The sequence below is a fragment of the Pyxidicoccus xibeiensis genome (genome assembly GCF_024198175.1).
Classification (GTDB): Bacteria; Myxococcota; Myxococcia; order Myxococcales; family Myxococcaceae; genus Myxococcus; species Myxococcus xibeiensis.
Window position 1 is genome coordinate 817250 of record NZ_JAJVKV010000002.1, and the last position, 19062, is coordinate 836311.

Below are 19062 nucleotides of genomic sequence, written 5' to 3' on the forward strand. Positions count from 1 at the left end.
CCGCCTCGTGCTCGCCTCCCTGGCGGCCGGGACGGGGCGTCGCCGTTTCGCCGGCCCGGACTCCGGACGGGCGGGCCCGCGCGCGAAGACACCCTGACAGGCCGCGCGCGGAGTGGTTGACGGTGGGGGTTGGTCGGTTAGTGTCCGCCCTCTATGGTGAACATCCCCGAGGAAAAAGGGCCTCGCGTCCGTGCACGGGAGCTGGGCCTGCCGCTGGGGCGCTTCAAGCCCGGAAAGTTCAACGCCATCACCGACGTCGAGGGCGTCCTCGTCGGGCACAGCACGCTCATCCAGGGTGAGGGCCCGCTGCGGCCCGGCCATGGCCCGGTGCGCACCGGTGTCACCGCCATCCTCCCCAACAACGGCAACATCTTCATGGAGCGCATGACGGGAGGCGGCTTCGTGCTCAACGGCGCGGGCGAGGTCTCCGGCATGACGCAGCTCATGGAGTGGGGCCTCATCGAGACGCCCATCCTCCTCACCAACACCATGGCGGTGGGCGCGGTGTCGGACGGCGTGGCGCGCCACCTGGTGGAGCGCTACCCCGGCATCGGCGGGGAGCACGACGTCATCATCCCCGTGGTGGGCGAGTGCGACGACTCGTGGCTCAACGACATCTCCGGCCGGCACGTGCGCGAGGAGCACGTCTACGAGGCCATCCGCAACGCCGCCAGCGGCCCGGTGGCCGAGGGCAACGTGGGCGGCGGCACCGGCATGGTGACGTGCGACTTCAAGGGCGGTATCGGCACGTCGTCGCGCAAGCTGCCGGAGGTGCTGGGCGGCTACACGCTGGGCGTGCTGGTGATGTCCAACTTCGGGAAGATGCACAACCTGCGCGTGGGCGGCCTGCCCGTGGGCGAGGTGCTGGCGGAGAAGTTCAAGGGCGCGCCCAAGCGCGGCCAGACGTACGGCTCCATCATCGCGGTGGTGGCCACCGACGCGCCGCTCCTGAGCCACCAGATCAACCGCATCTGCAAGCGGGTGGCGCTGGGCATCGGCCGGGTGGGCAGCTACGCGGCGCACGGCTCGGGCGAAATCGTCGTCGGCTTCTCCACGGCGAACATCATCCCCAGGCGCACGCAGAAGATGGTCTACAAGCTGAAGCTGCTGCTGGACCAGCGCCTGGACCCCCTCTACGAGGCGGTGATGGAGGCCACCGAGGAGGCCATCCTCAACGCCATGTGCATGGCCACCTCCATGCGTGGGGCCAACGACAACTTCTGCCCGGCGCTCCCGCTGGACGAGGTCCGCCGCTTCCTGGACGCGTGCAAGCCCATCTTCGCCTCGGTGAAGAAGCGGCCCCAGCAGAGCAGCGCTCCCGCGTCACGCGAGCGGCCGAGCGACGAGGACCGGGAGGGGGAGGTGACGGTGTCCTCGGCCAGACCTACCCAGGTCCGAGGGGCGGAGGGCATCCCGTACCCCACCCGGCCTGCCCCGGAAGAGGCTCCTGGAGCCCCTCCGGCAGCCCCCCCGGAGGGTTCCTCTTCCGGGAGCCCATCGGGTTCTGATAGTTAAGCCCACCTTTTCACGTCTCCCTATCGGAGCACAGGAGTCAACGATGGCCCGCAGCAAGAGCAAGCACCGCCGCGTGCAGATGAAGATCAAGCAGGCCTGGAAGAAGCGCGCGAAGAAGCAGAAGGCCGAGGCGAAGGCCGCCGACGCGAAGAAGAAGTAGCCCGTCCCGGCCTCGTGCGACCCGTGGCCATCACTCCCGGGTCGCCGAGAACGGGCTGACGACGTTGCAGCGCTGGGGGCCGGAAGGCCCTGTGCGCGAGAAGGTGCCGGTGTAGGTCCCCGCAAGCTGGGCCGTTCCGCCATCCGCCACGGAGGGCGTGTAGCGACCGGCCAGGCTCAGCGTGTCCGTGCGGCCCCCATCCGTACCGCCCGCGAGGGTGCCCGCCAGGCTGAAGGTGCCCTGGCCGGAGACGGAGCCCGTCAGGGACACCCCCTCCAGCGTGCCGGTGAGCCGGTCGCCCGTGCGGGCGATGTTCAGCGGCTTGTCGCGGGGCAGGGCCACGCCCAGTGTGGCGCAGTCGCCGCCCACGCCCGCGTCTCCGGCGAACCCCATCCGATAGCGGCCCTCCAGGGGCGGACAGTCGGTACACGGTGTGGCGCCGTCGCCACAACCCGGGCTGGTGAGGGTGAGTACGGCCGTCATCACGGCGGCGCCCGCGAGCGCCAAACGTCCAGAAGTCATTGCAGGGTACCTCTCCGAAGGGGAACCCGGACTTCCCGGATGGAAGCGCGGTTCCTAGGTTGGGGTCGGCTGGTGGGTGTGGGCTCGCGGGGCGGGTGGGGTGGGGCGGTGGGTGATTCGCGGCGGTGGTCGAACTTCGTATTCGCCGGGCTCTTCGCCCTGGCGTTGATTCTCTTCTCCAGGATTCTGCTGCCGTTCCTCATGCCGGTGCTGCTGGGTGGCTTCCTGGTGGTGCTGTTCATGCCGGTGCAGGACTACCTGTGCCAGAAGTTCCGGGGCCGCAAGTCCCTGTGCGCGGGGTTGTCCACCCTCACGGTGTTCCTCCTCATCCTGGCGCCGCTGGCGCTGGTGGGGTGGATGGTGGCGCGTGAGGTGCTCCAGTTCGTGGGCCAGGCGCAGGACCTGCTGGAGCAGGTGGACCTGCGGCACCAGTTCGCGTCCAGCCTGCCCCGGGGCTTCAGCCGCTACATCCGGTTGGATCCGGAGAGCGCGGAGACGGAGCGGGCGCTGATGGCGGCCGTGACGGGCGGCGCGGCGCTGCTCAAGGACCTGGTGGGCGCGGGCACCGAGCTGGTCATCAACATGTTCATGATGACCGTGGCCATGTACTACTTCTTCCTCGACGGGCGCCGGCTCGTGGGCGAGGTGATGCGGCTCATCCCCCTGGACAAGCGCTACTTCGAGGCCTTCTCGCGCGAGTTCACCGACGTCGCCTACGCGATTGTCTACGGCAACACCGTCACGGCCCTCATCCAGGGCGCGGTGGGCTTCCTGGGGCTGCTCCTCGCCGGTGTGCCGCATGCGGGCGTGTGGGGCGCGGCCATGGTGCTGGTGGCGCTGGTGCCCGTGGGCGGCACGGCGCTGGTGTGGGGCCCCATCGGCGTGGTGCTCATCGCCGCGAACAAGGTGACGGAGGGCGTGTTCCTGCTGTCCTGGGGCACCTTCCTGGTGAGCAGCATCGACAACTTCATCCGCCCCAAGCTGTGCGGCTCGCGCATGGCGCTGCACCCGCTGCTCGTCTTCCTGTCGATGTTCGGCGGGCTGGCGGTGTTCGGGATGATGGGGCTGCTGGTGGGCCCGCTCATCGCGTCCATCTTCATGGCGATGGTGCGCATCTACCGCCGTGACTTCCTGGGCATCGGTCGCGCGGAGCACCTGGCGGCTACGCAGGCGCATGCGGCGGCGGACTCGTCGCCCTCCCATGTGCCGGAGTCGTCCGGTCTGCCCGTGGGCCACGCGCAGCTCGGCGCCCCTGCGACGCTGAACGCCTGAGGGGCCGGGCGCCGAACCTGGACTTCGCCTGCGGGGTGGGTGAACCTCGCAGGCGAATGATGAACACCGGACACGCGATGGTCCGCGGGGGCATGTGCCTTGCCCTGGCGGTGGTGCTGGCCTCTCCGTCGGCGCTGGCCGCCGCGAATGGGCAAGAGGTGGCGCTCGCCATCGCCTCGTCGGTGCCCGCGCCGCGCAATTCACCCGCGCCGGACGTCGTCCCCGCCGAGCTGCCACCGCAGGTGGCTCAGGCGCCCTCTGAGCCGGAGGCCCCGTTCCTGGAGGTGAAGCTGGACACGGGCTCGGGTGGAACGGTGGGCCCCGAGCCGGAGCGTCCGCCGCTGGCGCGGCTGTTCCTCGGCGGCACGACGACGTGGCGCCGGTATTGCGCGCGCCCCGGGGTGAAGTCGTGTGGCGAGTACGACCGGAAGCCGCCGGAGCAGCAGCTCGGTGACACGGTGGACTACACGTCCTCTGCGCCGTACCTGGGCGTGTCCGCGGAGCTGGAACTGCTGCCGCTGGCGCGCCACACCTCGGCGCTGCGCGGGCTGGGCCTGGGGCTGGGCTACCGGCGAGGGTACGCGTCCACCGACGTGACGCTGGTGGGGGACGCGGGCCAGTCGGTGACGCGCGAGGTGGTGGCCACCGACTCGGTGCTCACCGCACAGGCGCTGTACCGCTACTTCTTCGGGCTGGGCGAGTCCCGGCAACTGCTGGGCTACGCGGGGCTGCGCGCCGGGCTGCTCACGCGCGCCTTCCACGTGGACGAGTCCGCGGACAGCCCGCTCCAGGGCACGCACCGGCTGTTCCCCGCGGTGGGCCTGGAGGTGTCCGTGCCGCTGCTGCGCTCGGTGCGCCTGGAGGGCGCGGGGCAGGTCTTCATCGGTCCGAAGCCGGGGCAGGGCTTCGACGACGAGGGCGGCGCGCTGGACCTGGAGGTCAGCGAGTACGGCGCGTCGGTGTCCAGCTTCGGCTGGGAGGCGGAGCTGGGCGTGGCCGGCGAGGTCTGGGGGCCCTTCGGCTATTCGGTCCGCTTCCGGCTGTCCCGCTACCAGGACACCTTCTCCGGTGCCGGCACGAGGCAGGGGTGGAGCGCTGGCGGCGTCGCGGAGGAGACCTACTCCAGCCTCCACTGGGGCCTGACCGCCTCGTACTGAGGACCGGGCGCGGCGTGAAAAGCGGGTAAACCGCAAAATCGTATTTCCCAATTATCCATGAATTAGTCTAGGGATCCTCCTGAAAGGGAGGACCCCCATGCACTCCGTCCGTCGTCCGTCTCATGGCGCCTTCGTGCGCGCCCTCGTCCCGGTTGTCGTGCTGCTGCTCACCGCCTGCGGAGAGGGCGTGCTGGAAGAGGATGACTTTGGGTCCTCGAGCTCGGCGCTGGCGGGCGGTCCTTCGTCGACGGCGTTCCGGGCCGCGCTCGCGAAGCGCTGGGCGCCCATCCACTACCAGGACGTGGACGTGACGGGCTCGCACAGCCTGTCGGGCCGGTCGGACTACCTCACCCGCGTGGACTTCGACGGGGACTGGAGCGGGACGAACAACTGGGAGAACACCGCGTCGCGGCCGTTGACGGCGCATGCGTACCACTCGCTGGTGGAGACGAGCACGCACTGGTACCTCGTCTACACGTTCTTCCACCCGCGCGACTGGTCCGACAACATCTTCGACTCGGAGCACGAGAACGACGGCGAGGGTGTGATGCTCGTCGTGGAGCGCAACGGCACGGAGTACGGCGCGCTCATCGGCGCGGTGACGGTGGCGCACAAGGACTTCTTCTCCTTCGTGCCGGATGGCAGCCCTGTTGGCTCGGGCTCGGAGAACCTGGACGGGAAGCTGTCGATGGCGCTCTTCGAGGGCGTGCAGCACCCCATCACCGCGCAGGAGGCGAAGGGCCACGGGCTCAAGGCGTGGCCGGCCTACGACATCGTCGGCGACGGCGTGAAGTACTTCCCGTCGCTGAGCACCGCGGAGGAGCCCTCGTCTCCGTCGGACTCCGACGTGCGCTACAAGCTCGTGGACATCTACGGCTCGGAGGGACTGTGGCCGCGCCGGAGCCTCACCACGCTCTTCGCGTCGGAGGGCACGTTCCGGGGAGACACCAGCGGAGGGTGTGGCCTGGTGGCGGGGCAGTGCGGGACGAACTCGGCGAACGCGCCCTGGGGCTGGGATGACCAGAACGACGGGCCCATCCTGCGCGGCGAGCTGGCCACGGACCCGGCGAAGCTCGCGGCGTACTACTTCAGCCCGTCTTCACGCTTCTCGACGACGTACACGTTCAATCCGTTCAAGGGCATCGGAGGCGACCCGAACCTGCCCTGAGGACTGGCGCACGGTGCGCGTTCCGGGCCTAGAGTACGGCCATGAGCGCGCACTGGACGTCCGAGGAGCTGAGACGGAAGTGGAAGGCGGCGAACGCGGAGCCGGCGGAGGACTCCCGCCGGATCGACGCACACCGCGACGTGGCGGATGAGTGTCCCGCCTTCGTCCCCAACCTCCTGTCCCTGAGCCGGGCCCTGTTGACGGGCCTGGACACTGCGGGCGATCCCGACGCCCGGCTCGCGGAGGCGGAGTACTCGCTCCGCACCGCGGTCGACGTCTCCGCCGGAGCACCGGAGCCGCTCCTCGAGCTCGGCCGCTTCCTGGCCACGGTCCGCAAGGAACCCACCGAGGCGGAGGGCGCGTTCGCCTCCGCCGCCAGCGCGGCGCTGTCGCTGCTGGAGGAGGCGTGGGCGGGCTGGATTGCTGCGCTCGGGGAGCAGGGCAAGGTGGATGCCGCGCTGGAGGTGGCCGACCAGGCCCGGCGCATCCTCCCGGACTCCGCCGCCATCAGCAGGGCGGTGGAGTCCGCTCAGCGCGGCACGGCACGCTGAGGTCCGCTCACTCTCCGCGCAGCGTCACCGCCGGGTCCACCCGCATGGCCCGGCGCGCGGGGATGAGGCATGCGAGCAGCGCCACGGCGAGCAGCAGCGCCGTCACCGCGCCGAACGTCAGCGGGTCATGCGGTGCCACGCCGTAGAGGATGCTGCCCATGACCCGTGACAGCCCGAGCGCTCCGACCGCGCCCATCGCGACGCCAGCGCCGGCCAGGGCCATGCCGCTCTTGAGCACCAGGCGCAGCACGTCCGCCGGCTGCGCCCCGAGCGCCAGCCTCACACCCAGCTCCCGCTGCCGCTGGCTCACCGTGTACGCCAGCACGCCGTAGATGCCCACCGCCGCCAGGGCCAGCCCGAGCACCGCGAACAGGCCCAGCATCATGGCCAGCAGCCGGGGACGCGTCACCGCCTCCGCCGTCACCTGCTCCAGCGTGGTGATGCGGCTGATGGTCTGGCTGGGGTCCACGGACCAGATGGCCTGCCGCGCGGAGGCGGCCAGGGGTAGCAGCGCACCCTGGCCACGCACCACCAGGTTCATGGCACCCCGGGGAGACTGCTGGAGGTGCAGGTAGGCCAGCGGCGGCACCGGCTCGGCCAGCCCGGCCTGCCGCACGTCACCCACCATGCCGACGATGGTGAGCTCCGTGGTTCCAAGCTTGATGCTCTTCCCCACCACGTCCTCGCCCGGGAAGAAGCGCCGGGCGAAGGTCTGGTTCACCACCAGCACCAGGGGCGTGTCCTGCGTGTCCGTGGGCTCGTGGACCCGGCCGCCCAGCAGCGGAATGCCCAACGTGCGGAAGTAATCGGTGCTCACGTGCATCATCGACATGTGCGGCGGGTTGGCCTCGTCCTCGGGATGGTCCGGACGACTGAAGCCCAGGTCCTCGCCCACGTTCTCCAGCGGCAGGGTCTTCACCATGGCCGCGGACTCGACGCCCGGCAGGGCGCGGACCTGCTCCAGCACCTCGGCCAGGTACTCCCGGAGCCGCTCCCGCTTCGGGGGCGGGACGGAGAAGCTCACCACCGCGGCGCCCTCCGCGCGGAAGCCCGGGTCTTCCGACAGCATGCTCGCGAGGCTGCGCGTGGCCAGGCCCGCGCCCGTGGCCAGCACCACCGCGATGGCCACCTCGGCGACGACCAGCAGGCCGCGCAGCCGCGCCCCTCGACCGCCCACCGTGCCGCGCCCGCCCGCCTTGAGCACGGCCTCCAACTGCGTGGTGCTCGCGCGTAGGGCGGGGAGCAGCCCGAAGAGCAGCCCCGTGAGCACCGTGGCCGCCGCCGCGAAGGCCAGCACCTCGCCGTCCACCTGCACCTCGCGCAGCCGGGGGAGCTGCTTCAGGGACAGGCCCACCAGCGCCTCCGTGCCCCAGACCGCCAGCGCCACGCCGAGCCCCCCGCCGAGGCCCGCGAGCACCAGGCTCTCGGTGAGCAGCTGGCGCACCAGCCGTCCCGGTCCCGCGCCCAGCGCCGCGCGCACCGCCAGCTCCCTGTCCCGCAGGGTGGCCCGGGCGAGCTGCAGGTTGGCGACGTTGGCGCAGGCGATGAGCAGCAGGAAGCCCACTGCGCCCAGCACCACGAGCAGGGCCGTGCGCACGTCGCCGGTGATGGCCTCGTGCAGGGGCAGGACGGTGATGGCGCCGTACTGGGCGTTGCTCTCCGGGTAGGCCTCGGCGAGCTGCCGGGCGATTCCGCCCAGCTCCAGCCGCGCCGCCTCCACCGTGACGCCGGGCTTCAGGCGGCCCACCGCGTTGAGGAAGCGATTGAAGCGGGTGCGCGGGATGCTGCGCTCGTTGATGCGCGACAGCGGCAGCCACACGTCCATCTTCTCGGAGGGGAAGGTGAAGGAGGGCGGCATGACGCCCACCACCGTGTGGGGCTCGCCGTCCAGCGTGAGGGTGCGTCCCACCAGTGACGGGTCCGCGCCGAACCTCCGCGTCCACGCCTCGTGGCTCACCACCACCACGGCATCGTGGCCGGCCTGGTGCTCCTCCGACAGCATGGCGCGGCCGAGCTGCGGCGCCATCCCGAGCGTCGAGAAGAAGCCGTCCGTCACGTAGGTGGCCGACAGCTCCTCCGGATCCCCGAGGCCGCTCAGGTCCACGCCCGACATGTTCTCGACGTGCCACCACGCGCCGATGTCCGAGAACGACTGCTGCCGGGCCTTCCAGTCGTCCAGGTCATTCTGGGAGAGGGAGACGCGGGGCGAGCTCAGCGCGGGGCTCGCCTGCCACAACCGCATCACGCGCTCCGGGGCGGGGAAGGGGAGCGGCTTGAGCAGCACGCCGCGCACCACGCTGAAGAGGGCGGTGGTGGAGCCGATGCCCAGCGCCAGCGTGAGGATGGCCACCAGGGCGAAGGCGGGTGCCTTGCGCAGCGTGCGCAGGGCGTACCGGAGGTCCTGCGCCAGCGCGTCGAGGAACAGGCTTCGCTTCATCTCCGCCGCCCTTTCATGGCCCAGGCGCACGCACTCGGCGCGCACGCGCTCCACGTCGCCGAACTCGCGCTGCGCTGTCTCTCGCGCCTCGGCGGGGGACAGGCCCTCGCGCTGGAGCTTCTCCGCGCGCAGCTCGAGGTGGAACCGCAGCTCGTCATCCACGTCCTGCTCCACCGCGCGCGGGCGCACGGCGAGCTTGAGCAGGCGCTTGAAGCCAGGAGGCAGTCGCATGGGGTGCCTCAGGCGGCCTCGAGGATGCGCGAGACGGCGGCCGCGTAGCGCGTCCACGTCTGGGCCTCGGCGCGCAGGTGGGCGCGGCCGGCGGAGGTGAGCTTGTAGAACTTTGCCCGCCGGTTGTTCTCCGACAGGCCCCACTCCGCCTCCAGCAGGCCGCGCTTCTCCAGCCGGTGGAGTGCCGGGTAGAGCGCGCCTTCCTCCACCTTGAGCACCTGGCCGCTGCGCTCGCCGATGGCCTCCGCCACCGCGTAGCCGTGCAGCGCGCCCCACGACAGGCTCTTCAGGATGAGCACGTCCAGCGTGCCCTGCACCAGCTCCAGCGACGTGTCCGCCATGCGTCCGGCTCTCCCCTCAACGCTTTAGGGGAGAGTCCCCCGCCTTCCCCTAAGGTGTCAAGGGGAGGGCGGCTGGGGGATGAGGACGTAGTACTGCTCGAGCGTGCCCGTCCTGCCCCACCCATTTCGGTCTATGTCGAGGGCATGGCCACTCCGGAGCGTGTGAACGAGCCCTTCCTGGATGCCGTGGCAGTGCTGCGGCGCTGGGGCTTCACCCAGGACACGGAGCCGTTCCTGGGACGATGGAAGGGCCGTCAGCCGTGGGGCATCCCCGGGCCGCTCTACGTCGCCGAAGACGACGCCTGTGGAACGGGGCCCGAGGCGGCTCCGAACAACGTGTACCTCCACGACGCCCAGGGCGAGTTCATCTTCCGCCAGGCCTCCACGGAGTACGAGCTGCGACAGCTCGTCGACGCCGCGGAGCTCAACGTGGTGTCGCAATACGCCTTCGATGGAAACGAGTACTGGACACCTTCCCTCGTGGCTTCGTGGTGGGGGGCCATCCAGCCCGGCTACCAGCAGCTCCGCGAGACGGTCGCCGAGTACGACAAGGCGCTGCGGCGGCTCGGAGGCCGGTCGCGGAGTGAGCTCGATGCCGAGTGGCAGCAGCAGCAGCGGCACGTGCCCACCGTCGCGACGAGGCGATGGCTGGACTACCTGGAGCACGGAGCCGAGGAGTACCTGCTGCGCTACATCGCCTTCCTGGAGACCGGGCGTGTGCCTGCTCTGGATGACAGGGATTGAGGCCCCGCTGTCCCTGGGCCCGCCGAGGCTGCTCCCTTGTGGACGGGCATCCTCCCAGTCGCTGATCCGGGCTAGGGTGGGGCGCACATGAGCACTTCGCCCGCTCCCCTCACGCGTGCCCCCCTCGCCGCGGCCCTCGTTGCATCCGCACTGCTGGCGCAGGAGATCCTCATCGCGCGGCTGCTGTCGGTGACGACGTGGTACTCGCTGGGCTACCTGGCGCTGACGCTGGGGCTGCTGGGGATGAGCGCGGGCGCGCTGGCCGTGCACCTGTGGCCGCGAGGCTTCTCGCCAGAGCGGCTGTCTTCCTCCGTCACCGCGGCGCTGGCCCTGGCCTCGCTGCTGATCTGTGTCGTGACGGCGGCGCTCGTCCATGTGCCCATCGTGCTGGACCTGACGCGCCTGTCCGAGACGCTCGTCAGTCTGCTGCGCCTCTCGGTCGGCATCGCGCTGCCCTTTGCGGCGGAGGGCGCGGCGCTGGCGGCGCTGCTCACCCGCGCGCAGCGGCCCGGGCTCGTCTATGGCGCGGACCTCGCGGGCTCCGCCGCCGGTGCGCTGCTGGCCGCGCCGGCCCTGGCGTACCTCGGTGCCCCGCGCGCGCTCGCAGCCACGGCCCTGCTTCCCCTGCTGGCCATGCTCGCGCTGGCAAGCTCCCGCAGGGGCAGGCTCCAGGCCGGGGTGATGGCGCTGCTGGTCCTCCCGCTCGTGCTCTCTCCGGGGGCGCTGGCGCTGCGCCACTCCAAGGTGCCGCCGCCCGACTCCGGCCCGGCCGCCGCCGAGGGGTGGAACTCCATCTCCCACGTCCGGGCCAGCCGCTTCCACCGCGTCCCGCCCATCTACTGGGCCGCGCTCCAGGACGCGCCCGCCGCGCCCGTGCCCCAGGCGTTCCTGGTCATCGACGGCGAGGCGGGCACCGCGAGCCCCGCCTTCACGCAGCTTCGTCCCGAGCTGGACTACCTGCGCTTCGACCTCACCAGCGCGGCGCACTGGCTGCGTCCCACGGGCGACGTGCTGGTCATCGGCGTTGGCGGAGGGCGCGACGTCGCCACCGCGCTGCTCTACGACCACCCGTCCGTCGTCGGCGTGGAGGTCAACCCGCTCATCCTGGACATGGTGCGCGGCCCGCTGGGGAAGTACTCACCGCTGGCCACACAGCCTGGCGTGGAGCTGCACGCGGAGGACGGGCGCTCGTGGCTGGCCCGGAGCCCGGGGCGCTTCGAGGTCATCATGGCCTCGCTCGTCGACACGTGGGCGTCGACGGGCATGGGCGCGATGACGCTGACGGAGAACTCGCTCTACACGCGCGAGGCGTGGCGGCTCTTCCTGGAGAAGCTCCAGCCGGAGGGCCTGGTCAGCTTCTCGCGCTGGTACGACCCCGAGCGCCCGCTGGAGGTGGCCCGCCTGGTGTCCCTGGCCGCGTCGGCGCTGAGGGACCGGGGCGTGGAGGACCCGTCGCGCCACATGCTGCTCGTGGCGCGCGAGTCGCTGGCCAACCTGCTCGTCAGTCCCTCGCCGCTGCGGCCCGAGGACCTCGCGGTGATGCGCGAGCGTGCGCGCTCGGGAGGCCTGAGCCTGCTGCTGGCGCCCGGCGAGCCTCCCGCTTCGGAATGGCTGGCGGCCGTGGCCCTGGCGAAGGACGACGCGAAGGTGGAGGCGCTGTCCCGGGAGGCGGGCATCGACCTGACGGCGTCCACGGACGACCGGCCCTACTTCTTCCTCCAGGTTCCGCTGTCCGCATGGCTGTCTCCGGGACGCATCCAGTCGCTGCTGGGAGAGGGCGGCGGAGGCATGCTGCGTGGCAACGTGGTCGCGGTGGGCGCGGTGGCGCTCGCGTTCATCACGGCGGCGATACTGGCGGCGCTCTGGATTCTCCCACCGCTGTGGCGGCGCAAGGGCACGCTGGCGCCGCTGTCGCCCGCGGGCCGGTGGATGGTGCCCGCGTGGTTCGCGGCGCTGGGCGCGGGGTTCATGCTCTTCGAGATTGCCACCGCGCAGCGGCTGCACCTGTTGCTCGGGGACCCCACCTGGGCGCTGGCGCTGACGCTCGCACCGCTCACGCTGGCGGCGGGGCTGGGCGCCACGTTGTCCGAGCGCCTGGACCCCACGTCGGGAAAGACCTTGCGGCTGCTGCCGGGGCTGGCCGCGCTGGTCATCGGCCTTTGGGCGCTGGTGCCTCCCGCGGCCATCTCCGCGGTGCTGGCCCGTCCGTTCCTGGAGCGCGCCCTGGTGTGCGTGCTGGTGGCGGGCCTGCCGGGCATCGTGCTCGGGTTCCTCTTCCCGCTGGGGCTGCGTCGGGTGCTGGCGCTGGCTCCTGAAGCTGCCGCGTGGTGCTGGGGCGTCAACGGCGTGATGTCCGTCGTGGGCTCGGGGGCCGCGGTCTTCCTCTCGGTGTCCTCGGGCATCCGCGTGACGCTGGTGTGCGCGGCGGCCGTGTACGGACTGCTGGCCGTGGCGGCGCCGGTGATGGCCCGCCTCGTGCCCCCATCGGTCCCTCGCGAGCAGCCATGAACCGACTGCGCTGGGCCGCCTTCCCCCTGGCGGTGTTCGTCTTCACGCGCGTGGCGCTGCTCGCGTTCACCAGCGTGTCGCTGCGCGTGGACCCGCGGCTCCACTTCGAGGGCCCTGCGTTGCTGGACGTGCCCTCGCTGGGCGGCCTGTGCCGGTGGGACTGCCTGTACTACGCGAACATCGCGCTGCACGGGTACCGCGAGCTGTTCTGGACGAACTTCTTCCCGCTCTTCCCGCTGCTGGGGAAGGGGCTGGCGCTGCTCACGGGCCTGTCCATGCCGCATGCCCTCGTGGTGGTGGCGAACCTCGCGGGGCTGGGCGCGCTGGTGGCGGTGTACCGCGTGTTCCTCGAGCTGGATGGCGAGGAGGTGGCGCGGTCAGCGCTGCTGCTGTTCGCCGCGTTCCCGTTCGCCTTCTTCCAGGCGGCCGGCTACCCCGAGTCCCTCATGGTGCTCACCAGCGCGGGGGCGATGCTGCTCGCGCTGCGCGGGCGGCACGTGGCGGCGGGCGCGGTGCTGGGGCTGGGCGTGCTCGCTCGGCACCTCACGATTGTCGCGGGCCTGTCGCTGCTGGCCGCGCAGGTGCGGGAGCGCGGTGCTGCTCCCCGGCGTTTCTTGTCGAGTCTCGCCGTGCTCGGACTGGCGCTGCCCTTCGTGTTCGTGGGGCTCTACATGCTCTACCTGGGGCAGACGCGCGGAGAGCCTCTCGCGTGGTGGACGCACCGCGAGGAGGGCTGGGGGAAGTTCGCCTGGGCCGGACTGGGAGACCTCGGTCGAGGTGGCGCGCTGCCGCTGGAGGTCCACCTCTACGTGCTGTTCTCACTGGTGCCCGGCGTGGGTGCGGTGCTGCTGCTCCGGCAGGCGCGGTGGCGCGTGCTGGCGCCCTTCGCGCTCGGGCTCATGCTGACCATCTGGACGGTGGGGCTGGCGGGCCTCGGCCGCTACGCGGCGTCATGCTGGCCCGCGTTCCTTCCGCTCGGGGCATGGGCGGCCCGGCGCCCTGGAGTGCTGATGCCCGCTGTGCTCGCGGGCGCGCTCCTCCAGGGGCTGTTCCTGTACCTCTACGCGCATTGGTACAACATCAACTGACGGTGCCGCGTCAGGGGATTCCCGTGTTGTCCACCAGCACCGCGCTGGAGCTGGGCACCGTGACGTTGCCCTCGATGACGGACAGCGGTCCCCGCGTCGGAGACTACGCGCCGAACGGGCAGGTCTTCCGCCTGGAACTCCACGTCCGCGCGTTCGCTGCCTGTGACCACCGACGTGGTGGAGGCCTGGTTGATGACCGGGTTGACCAGCACCACCGCGCTCGTCACCTCACCGAAGCGCCCCGGAGACGGTGGCGGCTCGTCCTCTCCGCAGCCCACCAGGGTGAGCGCCACCAGCACTGCCGCTGACCATCGAGTCATGATGAAACCTCCGGCGGAAGACCGGCAGGGGGCGCCAATGGCCACGGCGTTCAGCTGCCTCCCCCCCGTGGGCCCACGTGCCTACAGCCCTGCAGGCGGACTCCAGCGAGTCGGTGCAGAGGGTGGCGGAAGCTCCCTTCCGCGGGCTCGGCCTGGACTCGCGATGGCCTCGAGCCTAACGCCGGCGGAGCAGCGCCGCGGCCCGGGTCCGCACGTTGGCCATGGGGTCGGAGCGGGCGGCCTCCTCCAGGTACGGCACGGCGGCGTCGCCCAGATCCTCGCGGAGGAAGTCCTGGCAGATGTCGTGGAACCGGTCGCTGACGAGGCAGCGGATGGCGTTCTGGATGACGACGGGCGCGTTCCGGTACGCGGCGTCGTTGCGCAGCGCGGCCCGGTACGACGCCACGCCGTCCACCCAGCGGAGGTTGTCGAAGTTGACGTTGCCTTCCAGGTAGCGGACGTAGGCGCTCTTCGGGTGCCTCGCGGCCAGCTTCTTCAAGGCCGCCAGGGCCGGGTCCCTTCGCTGGGCCTTGATGTGCCCGTGCACCTCCTCGATACCGGGGAGCGCTTCAGGAACGGGCTGCCAGGCGCGCGTGGGCGTCGAGTCCGTCCGGGGCTGCTCCCGCGACTCCCCGCTCGACGAACCCGAGGCGGCCGAGCGCCGCGAGGACGTTGACGCCATCCACCAGGCGAGGCCCGCCCCGAGCAGGATGACGCCTGCCGTGACTCCCACCGTCGCGCGTGAGCGCGCCGTCGCGAGCAACGACGGTTGCCGGGTGGAGACCTTGGACGCGGCCCAGGGCTGCTTCGCGGGGATGACCTCCGTCGGCTCGTTCCGCTTCTCGACCGCCGCCGCCGCCGCGCTGACTTCCCCCGACTGCGTGGGCCGCGAAGGCACTGAAGCGTCGGTACTCCGAGCCGGTGTCGGCGCGTCCTGCACTCCCGCCTTCGCGCTGGAGAGCGCTGGAGCCGCCTCGAGCGCGGCCAGGAACTCCGCCGCGGACTGGAAGCGGTCCGCCGGGGCCTTGGCCAGCGCCTTCACCAGCGTCGCCTCCAGCTCGGCGGAGAAGCCGGCGTCGGGGGCCACGTCGCGCAGCAAGGGCGGGGCCACCTCGCGGTGCATGCGCAGCAGCTCCGCGGTGCCGGACGCCGCGAAGGGCTTCCTGCCGGTGAGCAGCTCGAAGAGCAGCACGCCCGTGGCGTACAGGTCCGTGGGTGGACCCACCGGCTCGCCCTGGATCTGCTCCGGGGCCATGTACGAGGGAGTCCCGAGCATGTTCCCCGAGGTGAGGCCGGACACCTCGTCCCGGAGCCTGGCCAGCCCGAAGTCGAGGATGCGCACCTGCTCCCCCAGGCCGACGGCATGGGTGACGATGATGTTCTCGGGCTTGATGTCCCGGTGGATGATGCCCTGCGCATGAGCGTGGGCGAGACCGGCGAGCACCTGCCGCACGGTGCTCAGCGCCCTGGCCGGCGGCAGCGCTCCGTCGCGCAGCAGGCCACGCAGCGTCTCTCCGGTGACGAAATCCATCACCATGTACGGCGAGTCCTGGTCCACGCCGAAGTCGATGACGGACACGCAGCACGGATGGGTGAGGCGGCTCGTGGCCCGCGCCTCTACATGGAACCGCTTCCGGAAGTCCTCGTCCCGCGCCGCCCAGGCATGGAGGAACTTGATGGCGACCGGCCTGCCCACCTCCAGCCGCTCGCCCCGGTAGATGACGCCCATGCCGCCCGCGGCGAGCCGCTCGATGATGCGGTAGCGCTCCTGCAGCACCGAGCCGATGCGGGGGTCCGAAACGGCAGTGGGCTCATTCATGGGCGCGCACGATAACAAGCCCGCTCCGGGAACGGAGGCTGGGTCCGGCGTGCCTTCACACCTGCTTGCGCGCCACGGACCAGATGAAGCCGTCGTACCAGAAGTGCATCAGGGACACGACGAGGGTGAAGGCCCACAGGCTCTCCAGGTCCGGGTCCAGCAGCTCGGCGCCCACGCCGTAGGCGAACACGGCGCCGAGGAAGAGGGCGAGCGCCAGGGCGCGCCCCCGCAGCCGCAGCCGCTCCCGGAGGCGGTCTCCCTCCATGGCCCACACCAGCGCCAGGTACTGCACGGCGTGGAGCAGGTTCATGATGAAGAACGCCTCACCCCACGTGTTGAAGCCCCACGTGTAGATGGAGCAGGCGCCCGTGGTGACCAGCAGGAACACCTTGTGGAAGGAGGGCGGGTGGCCCTGCCTCGCCAGGCGCACCGAGGCCACGACGTAGAACACGAGGAACGCGCCGCCCACCGCCAGCACGGCCCGCGTCCACAGGCCATGGGTGGCCGTCATGTGGGCCGGCACGGAGGCGAGCCACGGCATGCCCACCGCGTCGAAGCCCTCGAAGCTGCTGAAGTGGTCCAGCATCGTCGCGCCCGCGAGGATGGGGCCCGCGTACAGCAGGTGGTTCAGCCAGAAGTCGAGCCGCCGTCCCATGGCGGGCGGGTTGCCCCGATTGCGGTCGTAGATGCGCGCCAGGCCGAACGTCTGCAGTCCCGAGTGCCACACGTCCCAGAACGTCGCGAGCACGGTGGCGGCCACGGCGATGACGGCGGAGCCACGGATGGCCGCCCACGCCAGCACGGGCACCAGCACGAAGCGCAGCGGGTACAGGCGGAAGATGGCGGGGTTGCCATGGCTGCGGAAGAACACCGCCACCAGGTGCGCATGGATGATGCTCCCCACCATCAGCCCGGCCCGCGTCTTCTCCTGGCCGAAGAAGCGGACGGGGTCGTCGCTGAAGGCCGTGCCCGAGATGGTGATGCCCAGCCCGAGTGCCAGCAGGGGCGGGAGCAGGAAGAAGGCCCAGTCGAAGGCAGGGCCCACGATGTACGGCGAGCGCGCGGGCGCCGGAGGCACCTCACGCACGGCCTCTAACGGGCGCTCCGGCTCAGCGAGGGCTGTCTGGGGCCGGCCCATGTGCCGCCGCCTCCTCTCGCGCCGTGAGCACCACGCGCTCGCCCAGCTCCTCCGCCAGCGCCGCGAGGAAGAGGCTGGCGCCCACCAGCTCCAGCGCCTCCTCCACGTGGTCGATGAGCGCGTACACGAGGTTGTCGTTGCCGTGCTGCTCCGTCCACCACCCCAGCGGCAGCTCCATGAGCAGCGCGCCACCCACGTACAGCACGCCCGCCAGGATGAACTGTCCGCGCCGACGCGACGGGAGCCGCGCGAGGAAGGGGAGGAACGCGAGCCCACCGAGCGCCACGATGATGGCCGCCGGCACCACCCACGTGAAGAACAGCACGCCGCCCAGCGAGAGCAGCCCTCCCAGGTGCTCGTGCAGGCCCACGCTCTCGTCCATCGACAGGTACGCGAATGCGCCCGCCAGCGCCCACCAGTGATGGCGTCCCGGAGCGCGCGCGAGCCAGGCGATGCGTGCAATCGCCGCGAGCAGGAGCGCACAGCCCAGCAGCAGCCCCGAGGCGTACCAGGTGGGCAGGTTCCGCTCGTAGCTGAGGGAGAGGAACGAGACGAGGGGCTCCGGCGTCCGGGCGTCCCGCGTGTAGTACGCGACCTCCACGCCCACGCCCAGGGCGGTCAGCACGCCCGTAGTCGCGAGCAGCCAGCGGCGGAGCATGTGGGGAGAGGGAAGCATCTGGAGACAGGGGTGGAGGTTACTCCGGCGCGCGCATCCTGCTGCGGAGTGTCGCGACGTAGAAATCTTCTGGGGTGGCTGTGCGGGGCTTGCTCCCAGAGCAGCCGGACAGACACTCCGTGTGGGAATCGCGCTCCGGGGTGTGCTCGACACCAGACGCTCGGGGTCCGCTATACCGTGCGTCCCCCAGAAGGAACCCCCATGTCACGAATGAACCTCGCCGGCCTGTCCGCGCTGCTGCTGCTCGCCGCCGCCGGAGTGGCCGAGGCGAAGCAGTGGAAGTACGCGGGCATGCATCCGCGCACGGGGCAGCCCCCGGACGGGCTGTGCCACATCGAGACGACGCACGTGCACACCGCCGCGCCGGTGAATGCCGACGTGCTCTACCGCACGCGAGACAACGTCTACGTCTTCATCGGCGACCCGACGCCCTTCGGCTACGAGGGTCCGAAGCACTCCTACTATGGGCACCACCCCGTGGTGCTCAACGTGCTCATCAACATCGAGGTGGACGTGGACGTGGTGGAGTACTGCTACCACGACGGGCCGCACTACCACGCGTACGAGCCGCCCCCTCGCCATGAGTTCGTGGAGAAGGAGGACGTCTCCTACTACGCGGGCGAGTACCCTGAGGAGTACAGGCAGGAGAGCCCGAAGCTGGTGCGCGTCAACTCGGTGTACCGCACGTGGAACACCCCGCGCCCCGTGGTGAGGGTGGCCCCGCCGCCCGAGTACCGGGGTCCCATCATCCAGGTGGGGCTGAACATCCCGATGCCCAGCGTCGAGGTGCGGGTGGGCACTCCGCCTCCGCCGCCCGAGCGGGAGGTGGTCATCATCCGCGAGGAGCGCGTCGTCCACGAGCACCACGACCACTGCGAGCACCACGTCCACAAGAAGCACAAGAAGCACAAGCACAAGAAGCACAAGGGACGGCACTGAGCATGCGGCGTGCGGCATTCCCGTTGATGGCCCTGCTGGTGGCGGGCTGCTCCAGCGGTGTGGATGAGGTGGTGGCTGCGTGGAAGGCGGCGGGTGAGTCGCCCTCCGCGTTCACCGACGCGGGCGAGAAGCTGCCCGGTGGCAAGTGCCAGGCCGGCAAGGTGAGCGGCCTGGAGGCCACGGTGTGCACCTTCGAGAGCACCGAGAAGGCCCAGCAGGCCGAGGAGGCCGGCTGGAAGCTCGTGGGCAACTCCGTCGGTTCCACGGTCGTCTCCGGCAAGCTGGTGCTCGTCATCGCCGACCCGCGCAAGGAGGACCCCAGCGGGCGGCGCATCAACACGCTGGTGAAGGCGTTCCAGAGCGAGACGCGCTGAGCGCGAGCCGGGCTTTCGCGTCCGAACGTGTTCAGCGCGTGTCCGTTCGTGCGCGCCATCCGCTCCCGACGGCGGCAGGAGTTCCTGCAACCCGTTGGGAGG

18 protein-coding genes are annotated in these 19062 nt (G+C 71.1%); 11 read left to right on the top strand and 7 right to left on the bottom strand.

Features of this window, described 5'->3' with window-relative positions:
- Positions 1-153 precede the first annotated feature (153 nt).
- Positions 154-1515 carry a DmpA family aminopeptidase gene (locus LXT23_RS11245; protein WP_253980116.1) on the top strand — a complete coding sequence of 454 codons (1362 nt, stop codon included), beginning with the start codon at positions 154-156 and terminating at the stop codon, positions 1513-1515.
- A 43-nt stretch (positions 1516-1558) separates the two neighbouring features.
- On the top strand, positions 1559-1675 hold the full coding sequence (locus tag LXT23_RS11250) for an aminopeptidase (protein ID WP_253980117.1): 117 nt from the start codon (positions 1559-1561) through the stop codon (positions 1673-1675).
- Positions 1676-1705: 30 nt separating this feature from the next.
- Here LXT23_RS11250 and LXT23_RS11255 read toward each other — a convergent pair whose 3' ends face one another.
- The gene (locus LXT23_RS11255; protein WP_253980118.1) at positions 1706-2197 is read right to left on the bottom strand and encodes a hypothetical protein; all 492 of its coding nucleotides are present in this window, start codon (positions 2195-2197) and stop codon (positions 1706-1708) included.
- Positions 2198-2305: 108 nt separating this feature from the next.
- Here LXT23_RS11255 and LXT23_RS11260 point away from each other — a divergent pair, with 108 nt between their 5' ends.
- The 4 genes from LXT23_RS11260 to LXT23_RS11275 all read left to right on the top strand — a co-directional run bounded on the left by LXT23_RS11260 (position 2306) and on the right by LXT23_RS11275 (position 6345).
- The gene (locus LXT23_RS11260) at positions 2306-3469 is read left to right on the top strand and encodes an AI-2E family transporter (RefSeq protein ID WP_253980119.1); all 1164 of its coding nucleotides are present in this window, start codon (positions 2306-2308) and stop codon (positions 3467-3469) included.
- Between the two features lie 56 nt (positions 3470-3525).
- On the top strand, positions 3526-4626 hold the full coding sequence (locus LXT23_RS11265; protein WP_253980120.1) for a hypothetical protein: 1101 nt from the start codon (positions 3526-3528) through the stop codon (positions 4624-4626).
- A 97-nt stretch (positions 4627-4723) separates the two neighbouring features.
- Positions 4724-5794 carry a hypothetical protein gene (locus LXT23_RS11270; protein ID WP_253980121.1) on the top strand — a complete coding sequence of 357 codons (1071 nt, stop codon included), beginning with the start codon at positions 4724-4726 and terminating at the stop codon, positions 5792-5794.
- 41 nt (positions 5795-5835) lie between these two features.
- Positions 5836-6345: a hypothetical protein gene (locus tag LXT23_RS11275; RefSeq protein WP_253980122.1), complete on the top strand. Its 510-nt coding sequence runs from the start codon at positions 5836-5838 to the stop codon at positions 6343-6345.
- A gap of 7 nt (positions 6346-6352) precedes the next feature.
- Here the strand turns inward: LXT23_RS11275 and LXT23_RS11280 are convergent, their stop codons facing one another.
- Both LXT23_RS11280 and LXT23_RS11285 read right to left on the bottom strand, forming a co-directional pair.
- Positions 6353-9013: an ABC transporter permease gene (locus tag LXT23_RS11280; RefSeq protein ID WP_253980123.1), complete on the bottom strand. Its 2661-nt coding sequence runs from the start codon at positions 9011-9013 to the stop codon at positions 6353-6355.
- 8 nt (positions 9014-9021) lie between these two features.
- The gene (locus tag LXT23_RS11285) at positions 9022-9354 is read right to left on the bottom strand and encodes a PadR family transcriptional regulator (protein ID WP_253980124.1); all 333 of its coding nucleotides are present in this window, start codon (positions 9352-9354) and stop codon (positions 9022-9024) included.
- A gap of 144 nt (positions 9355-9498) precedes the next feature.
- On the opposite strand from LXT23_RS11285, the gene LXT23_RS11290 reads away from it, so the two are divergent.
- The 3 genes from LXT23_RS11290 (at position 9499) to LXT23_RS11300 (ending at position 13694) form a co-directional block, all read left to right on the top strand.
- Positions 9499-10098 carry a hypothetical protein gene (locus LXT23_RS11290; RefSeq protein ID WP_253980125.1) on the top strand — a complete coding sequence of 200 codons (600 nt, stop codon included), beginning with the start codon at positions 9499-9501 and terminating at the stop codon, positions 10096-10098.
- Between the two features lie 87 nt (positions 10099-10185).
- Positions 10186-12606 (top strand): polyamine aminopropyltransferase, encoded by a 2421-nt coding sequence (locus tag LXT23_RS11295; protein ID WP_253980126.1) that lies wholly within the window; start codon positions 10186-10188, stop codon positions 12604-12606.
- The gene (locus LXT23_RS11300; RefSeq protein WP_253980127.1) at positions 12603-13694 is read left to right on the top strand and encodes a mannosyltransferase family protein; all 1092 of its coding nucleotides are present in this window, start codon (positions 12603-12605) and stop codon (positions 13692-13694) included. The genes LXT23_RS11295 and LXT23_RS11300 overlap by 4 nt, the downstream gene beginning before the upstream one ends.
- Here the strand turns inward: LXT23_RS11300 and LXT23_RS11305 are convergent.
- The 4 genes from LXT23_RS11305 to LXT23_RS11320 all read right to left on the bottom strand — a co-directional run bounded on the left by LXT23_RS11305 (position 13667) and on the right by LXT23_RS11320 (position 17629).
- Positions 13667-14014 carry a hypothetical protein gene (locus LXT23_RS11305; RefSeq protein ID WP_253980128.1) on the bottom strand — a complete coding sequence of 116 codons (348 nt, stop codon included), beginning with the start codon at positions 14012-14014 and terminating at the stop codon, positions 13667-13669. The two genes, LXT23_RS11300 and LXT23_RS11305, sit on opposite strands and share 28 nt — an antisense overlap.
- A 175-nt stretch (positions 14015-14189) precedes the next feature.
- Entirely contained in the window at positions 14190-15833 is a 1644-nt protein-coding gene (locus tag LXT23_RS11310) for a serine/threonine-protein kinase (RefSeq protein ID WP_253980129.1), read from the bottom strand.
- Positions 15834-15888: 55 nt separating this feature from the next.
- On the bottom strand, positions 15889-16971 hold the full coding sequence (locus LXT23_RS11315; RefSeq protein WP_253980130.1) for a hypothetical protein: 1083 nt from the start codon (positions 16969-16971) through the stop codon (positions 15889-15891).
- The gene (locus LXT23_RS11320; RefSeq protein ID WP_253980131.1) at positions 16943-17629 is read right to left on the bottom strand and encodes a hypothetical protein; all 687 of its coding nucleotides are present in this window, start codon (positions 17627-17629) and stop codon (positions 16943-16945) included. Before LXT23_RS11320 ends, LXT23_RS11315 begins: the two co-directional genes overlap by 29 nt.
- A gap of 219 nt (positions 17630-17848) precedes the next feature.
- Here LXT23_RS11320 and LXT23_RS11325 point away from each other — a divergent pair, with 219 nt between their 5' ends.
- Both LXT23_RS11325 and LXT23_RS11330 read left to right on the top strand, forming a co-directional pair.
- On the top strand, positions 17849-18586 hold the full coding sequence (locus LXT23_RS11325; protein ID WP_253980132.1) for a hypothetical protein: 738 nt from the start codon (positions 17849-17851) through the stop codon (positions 18584-18586).
- A gap of 2 nt (positions 18587-18588) precedes the next feature.
- A complete protein-coding gene (locus LXT23_RS11330; protein WP_253980133.1) occupies positions 18589-18960 on the top strand; it encodes a hypothetical protein in 372 nt (123 codons plus the stop codon).
- Positions 18961-19062: the final 102 nt, after the last annotated feature.

What these genes read in the sequence shown, in the direction of transcription:
- LXT23_RS11265 (WP_253980120.1), top strand. Translation starts at nt 3,526, where the DNA reads ATGATGAACACCGGACACGCGATGGTCCGCGGGGGCATGTGCCTTGCC.
- LXT23_RS11255 (WP_253980118.1), bottom strand. Translation starts at nt 2,197, where the DNA reads ATGACTTCTGGACGTTTGGCGCTCGCGGGCGCCGCCGTGATGACGGCC.
- LXT23_RS11270 (WP_253980121.1), top strand. Translation starts at nt 4,724, where the DNA reads ATGCACTCCGTCCGTCGTCCGTCTCATGGCGCCTTCGTGCGCGCCCTC.
- LXT23_RS11245 (WP_253980116.1), top strand. Translation starts at nt 154, where the DNA reads ATGGTGAACATCCCCGAGGAAAAAGGGCCTCGCGTCCGTGCACGGGAG.
- LXT23_RS11290 (WP_253980125.1), top strand. Translation starts at nt 9,499, where the DNA reads ATGGCCACTCCGGAGCGTGTGAACGAGCCCTTCCTGGATGCCGTGGCA.
- LXT23_RS11315 (WP_253980130.1), bottom strand. Translation starts at nt 16,971, where the DNA reads ATGGGCCGGCCCCAGACAGCCCTCGCTGAGCCGGAGCGCCCGTTAGAG.
- LXT23_RS11320 (WP_253980131.1), bottom strand. Translation starts at nt 17,629, where the DNA reads ATGCTCCGCCGCTGGCTGCTCGCGACTACGGGCGTGCTGACCGCCCTG.
- LXT23_RS11300 (WP_253980127.1), top strand. Translation starts at nt 12,603, where the DNA reads ATGAACCGACTGCGCTGGGCCGCCTTCCCCCTGGCGGTGTTCGTCTTC.
- LXT23_RS11275 (WP_253980122.1), top strand. Translation starts at nt 5,836, where the DNA reads ATGAGCGCGCACTGGACGTCCGAGGAGCTGAGACGGAAGTGGAAGGCG.
- LXT23_RS11330 (WP_253980133.1), top strand. Translation starts at nt 18,589, where the DNA reads ATGCGGCGTGCGGCATTCCCGTTGATGGCCCTGCTGGTGGCGGGCTGC.
- LXT23_RS11310 (WP_253980129.1), bottom strand. Translation starts at nt 15,833, where the DNA reads ATGAATGAGCCCACTGCCGTTTCGGACCCCCGCATCGGCTCGGTGCTG.
- LXT23_RS11305 (WP_253980128.1), bottom strand. Translation starts at nt 14,014, where the DNA reads ATGACTCGATGGTCAGCGGCAGTGCTGGTGGCGCTCACCCTGGTGGGC.
- LXT23_RS11285 (WP_253980124.1), bottom strand. Translation starts at nt 9,354, where the DNA reads ATGGCGGACACGTCGCTGGAGCTGGTGCAGGGCACGCTGGACGTGCTC.
- LXT23_RS11250 (WP_253980117.1), top strand. Translation starts at nt 1,559, where the DNA reads ATGGCCCGCAGCAAGAGCAAGCACCGCCGCGTGCAGATGAAGATCAAG.
- LXT23_RS11325 (WP_253980132.1), top strand. Translation starts at nt 17,849, where the DNA reads ATGTCACGAATGAACCTCGCCGGCCTGTCCGCGCTGCTGCTGCTCGCC.
- LXT23_RS11295 (WP_253980126.1), top strand. Translation starts at nt 10,186, where the DNA reads ATGAGCACTTCGCCCGCTCCCCTCACGCGTGCCCCCCTCGCCGCGGCC.
- LXT23_RS11280 (WP_253980123.1), bottom strand. Translation starts at nt 9,013, where the DNA reads ATGCGACTGCCTCCTGGCTTCAAGCGCCTGCTCAAGCTCGCCGTGCGC.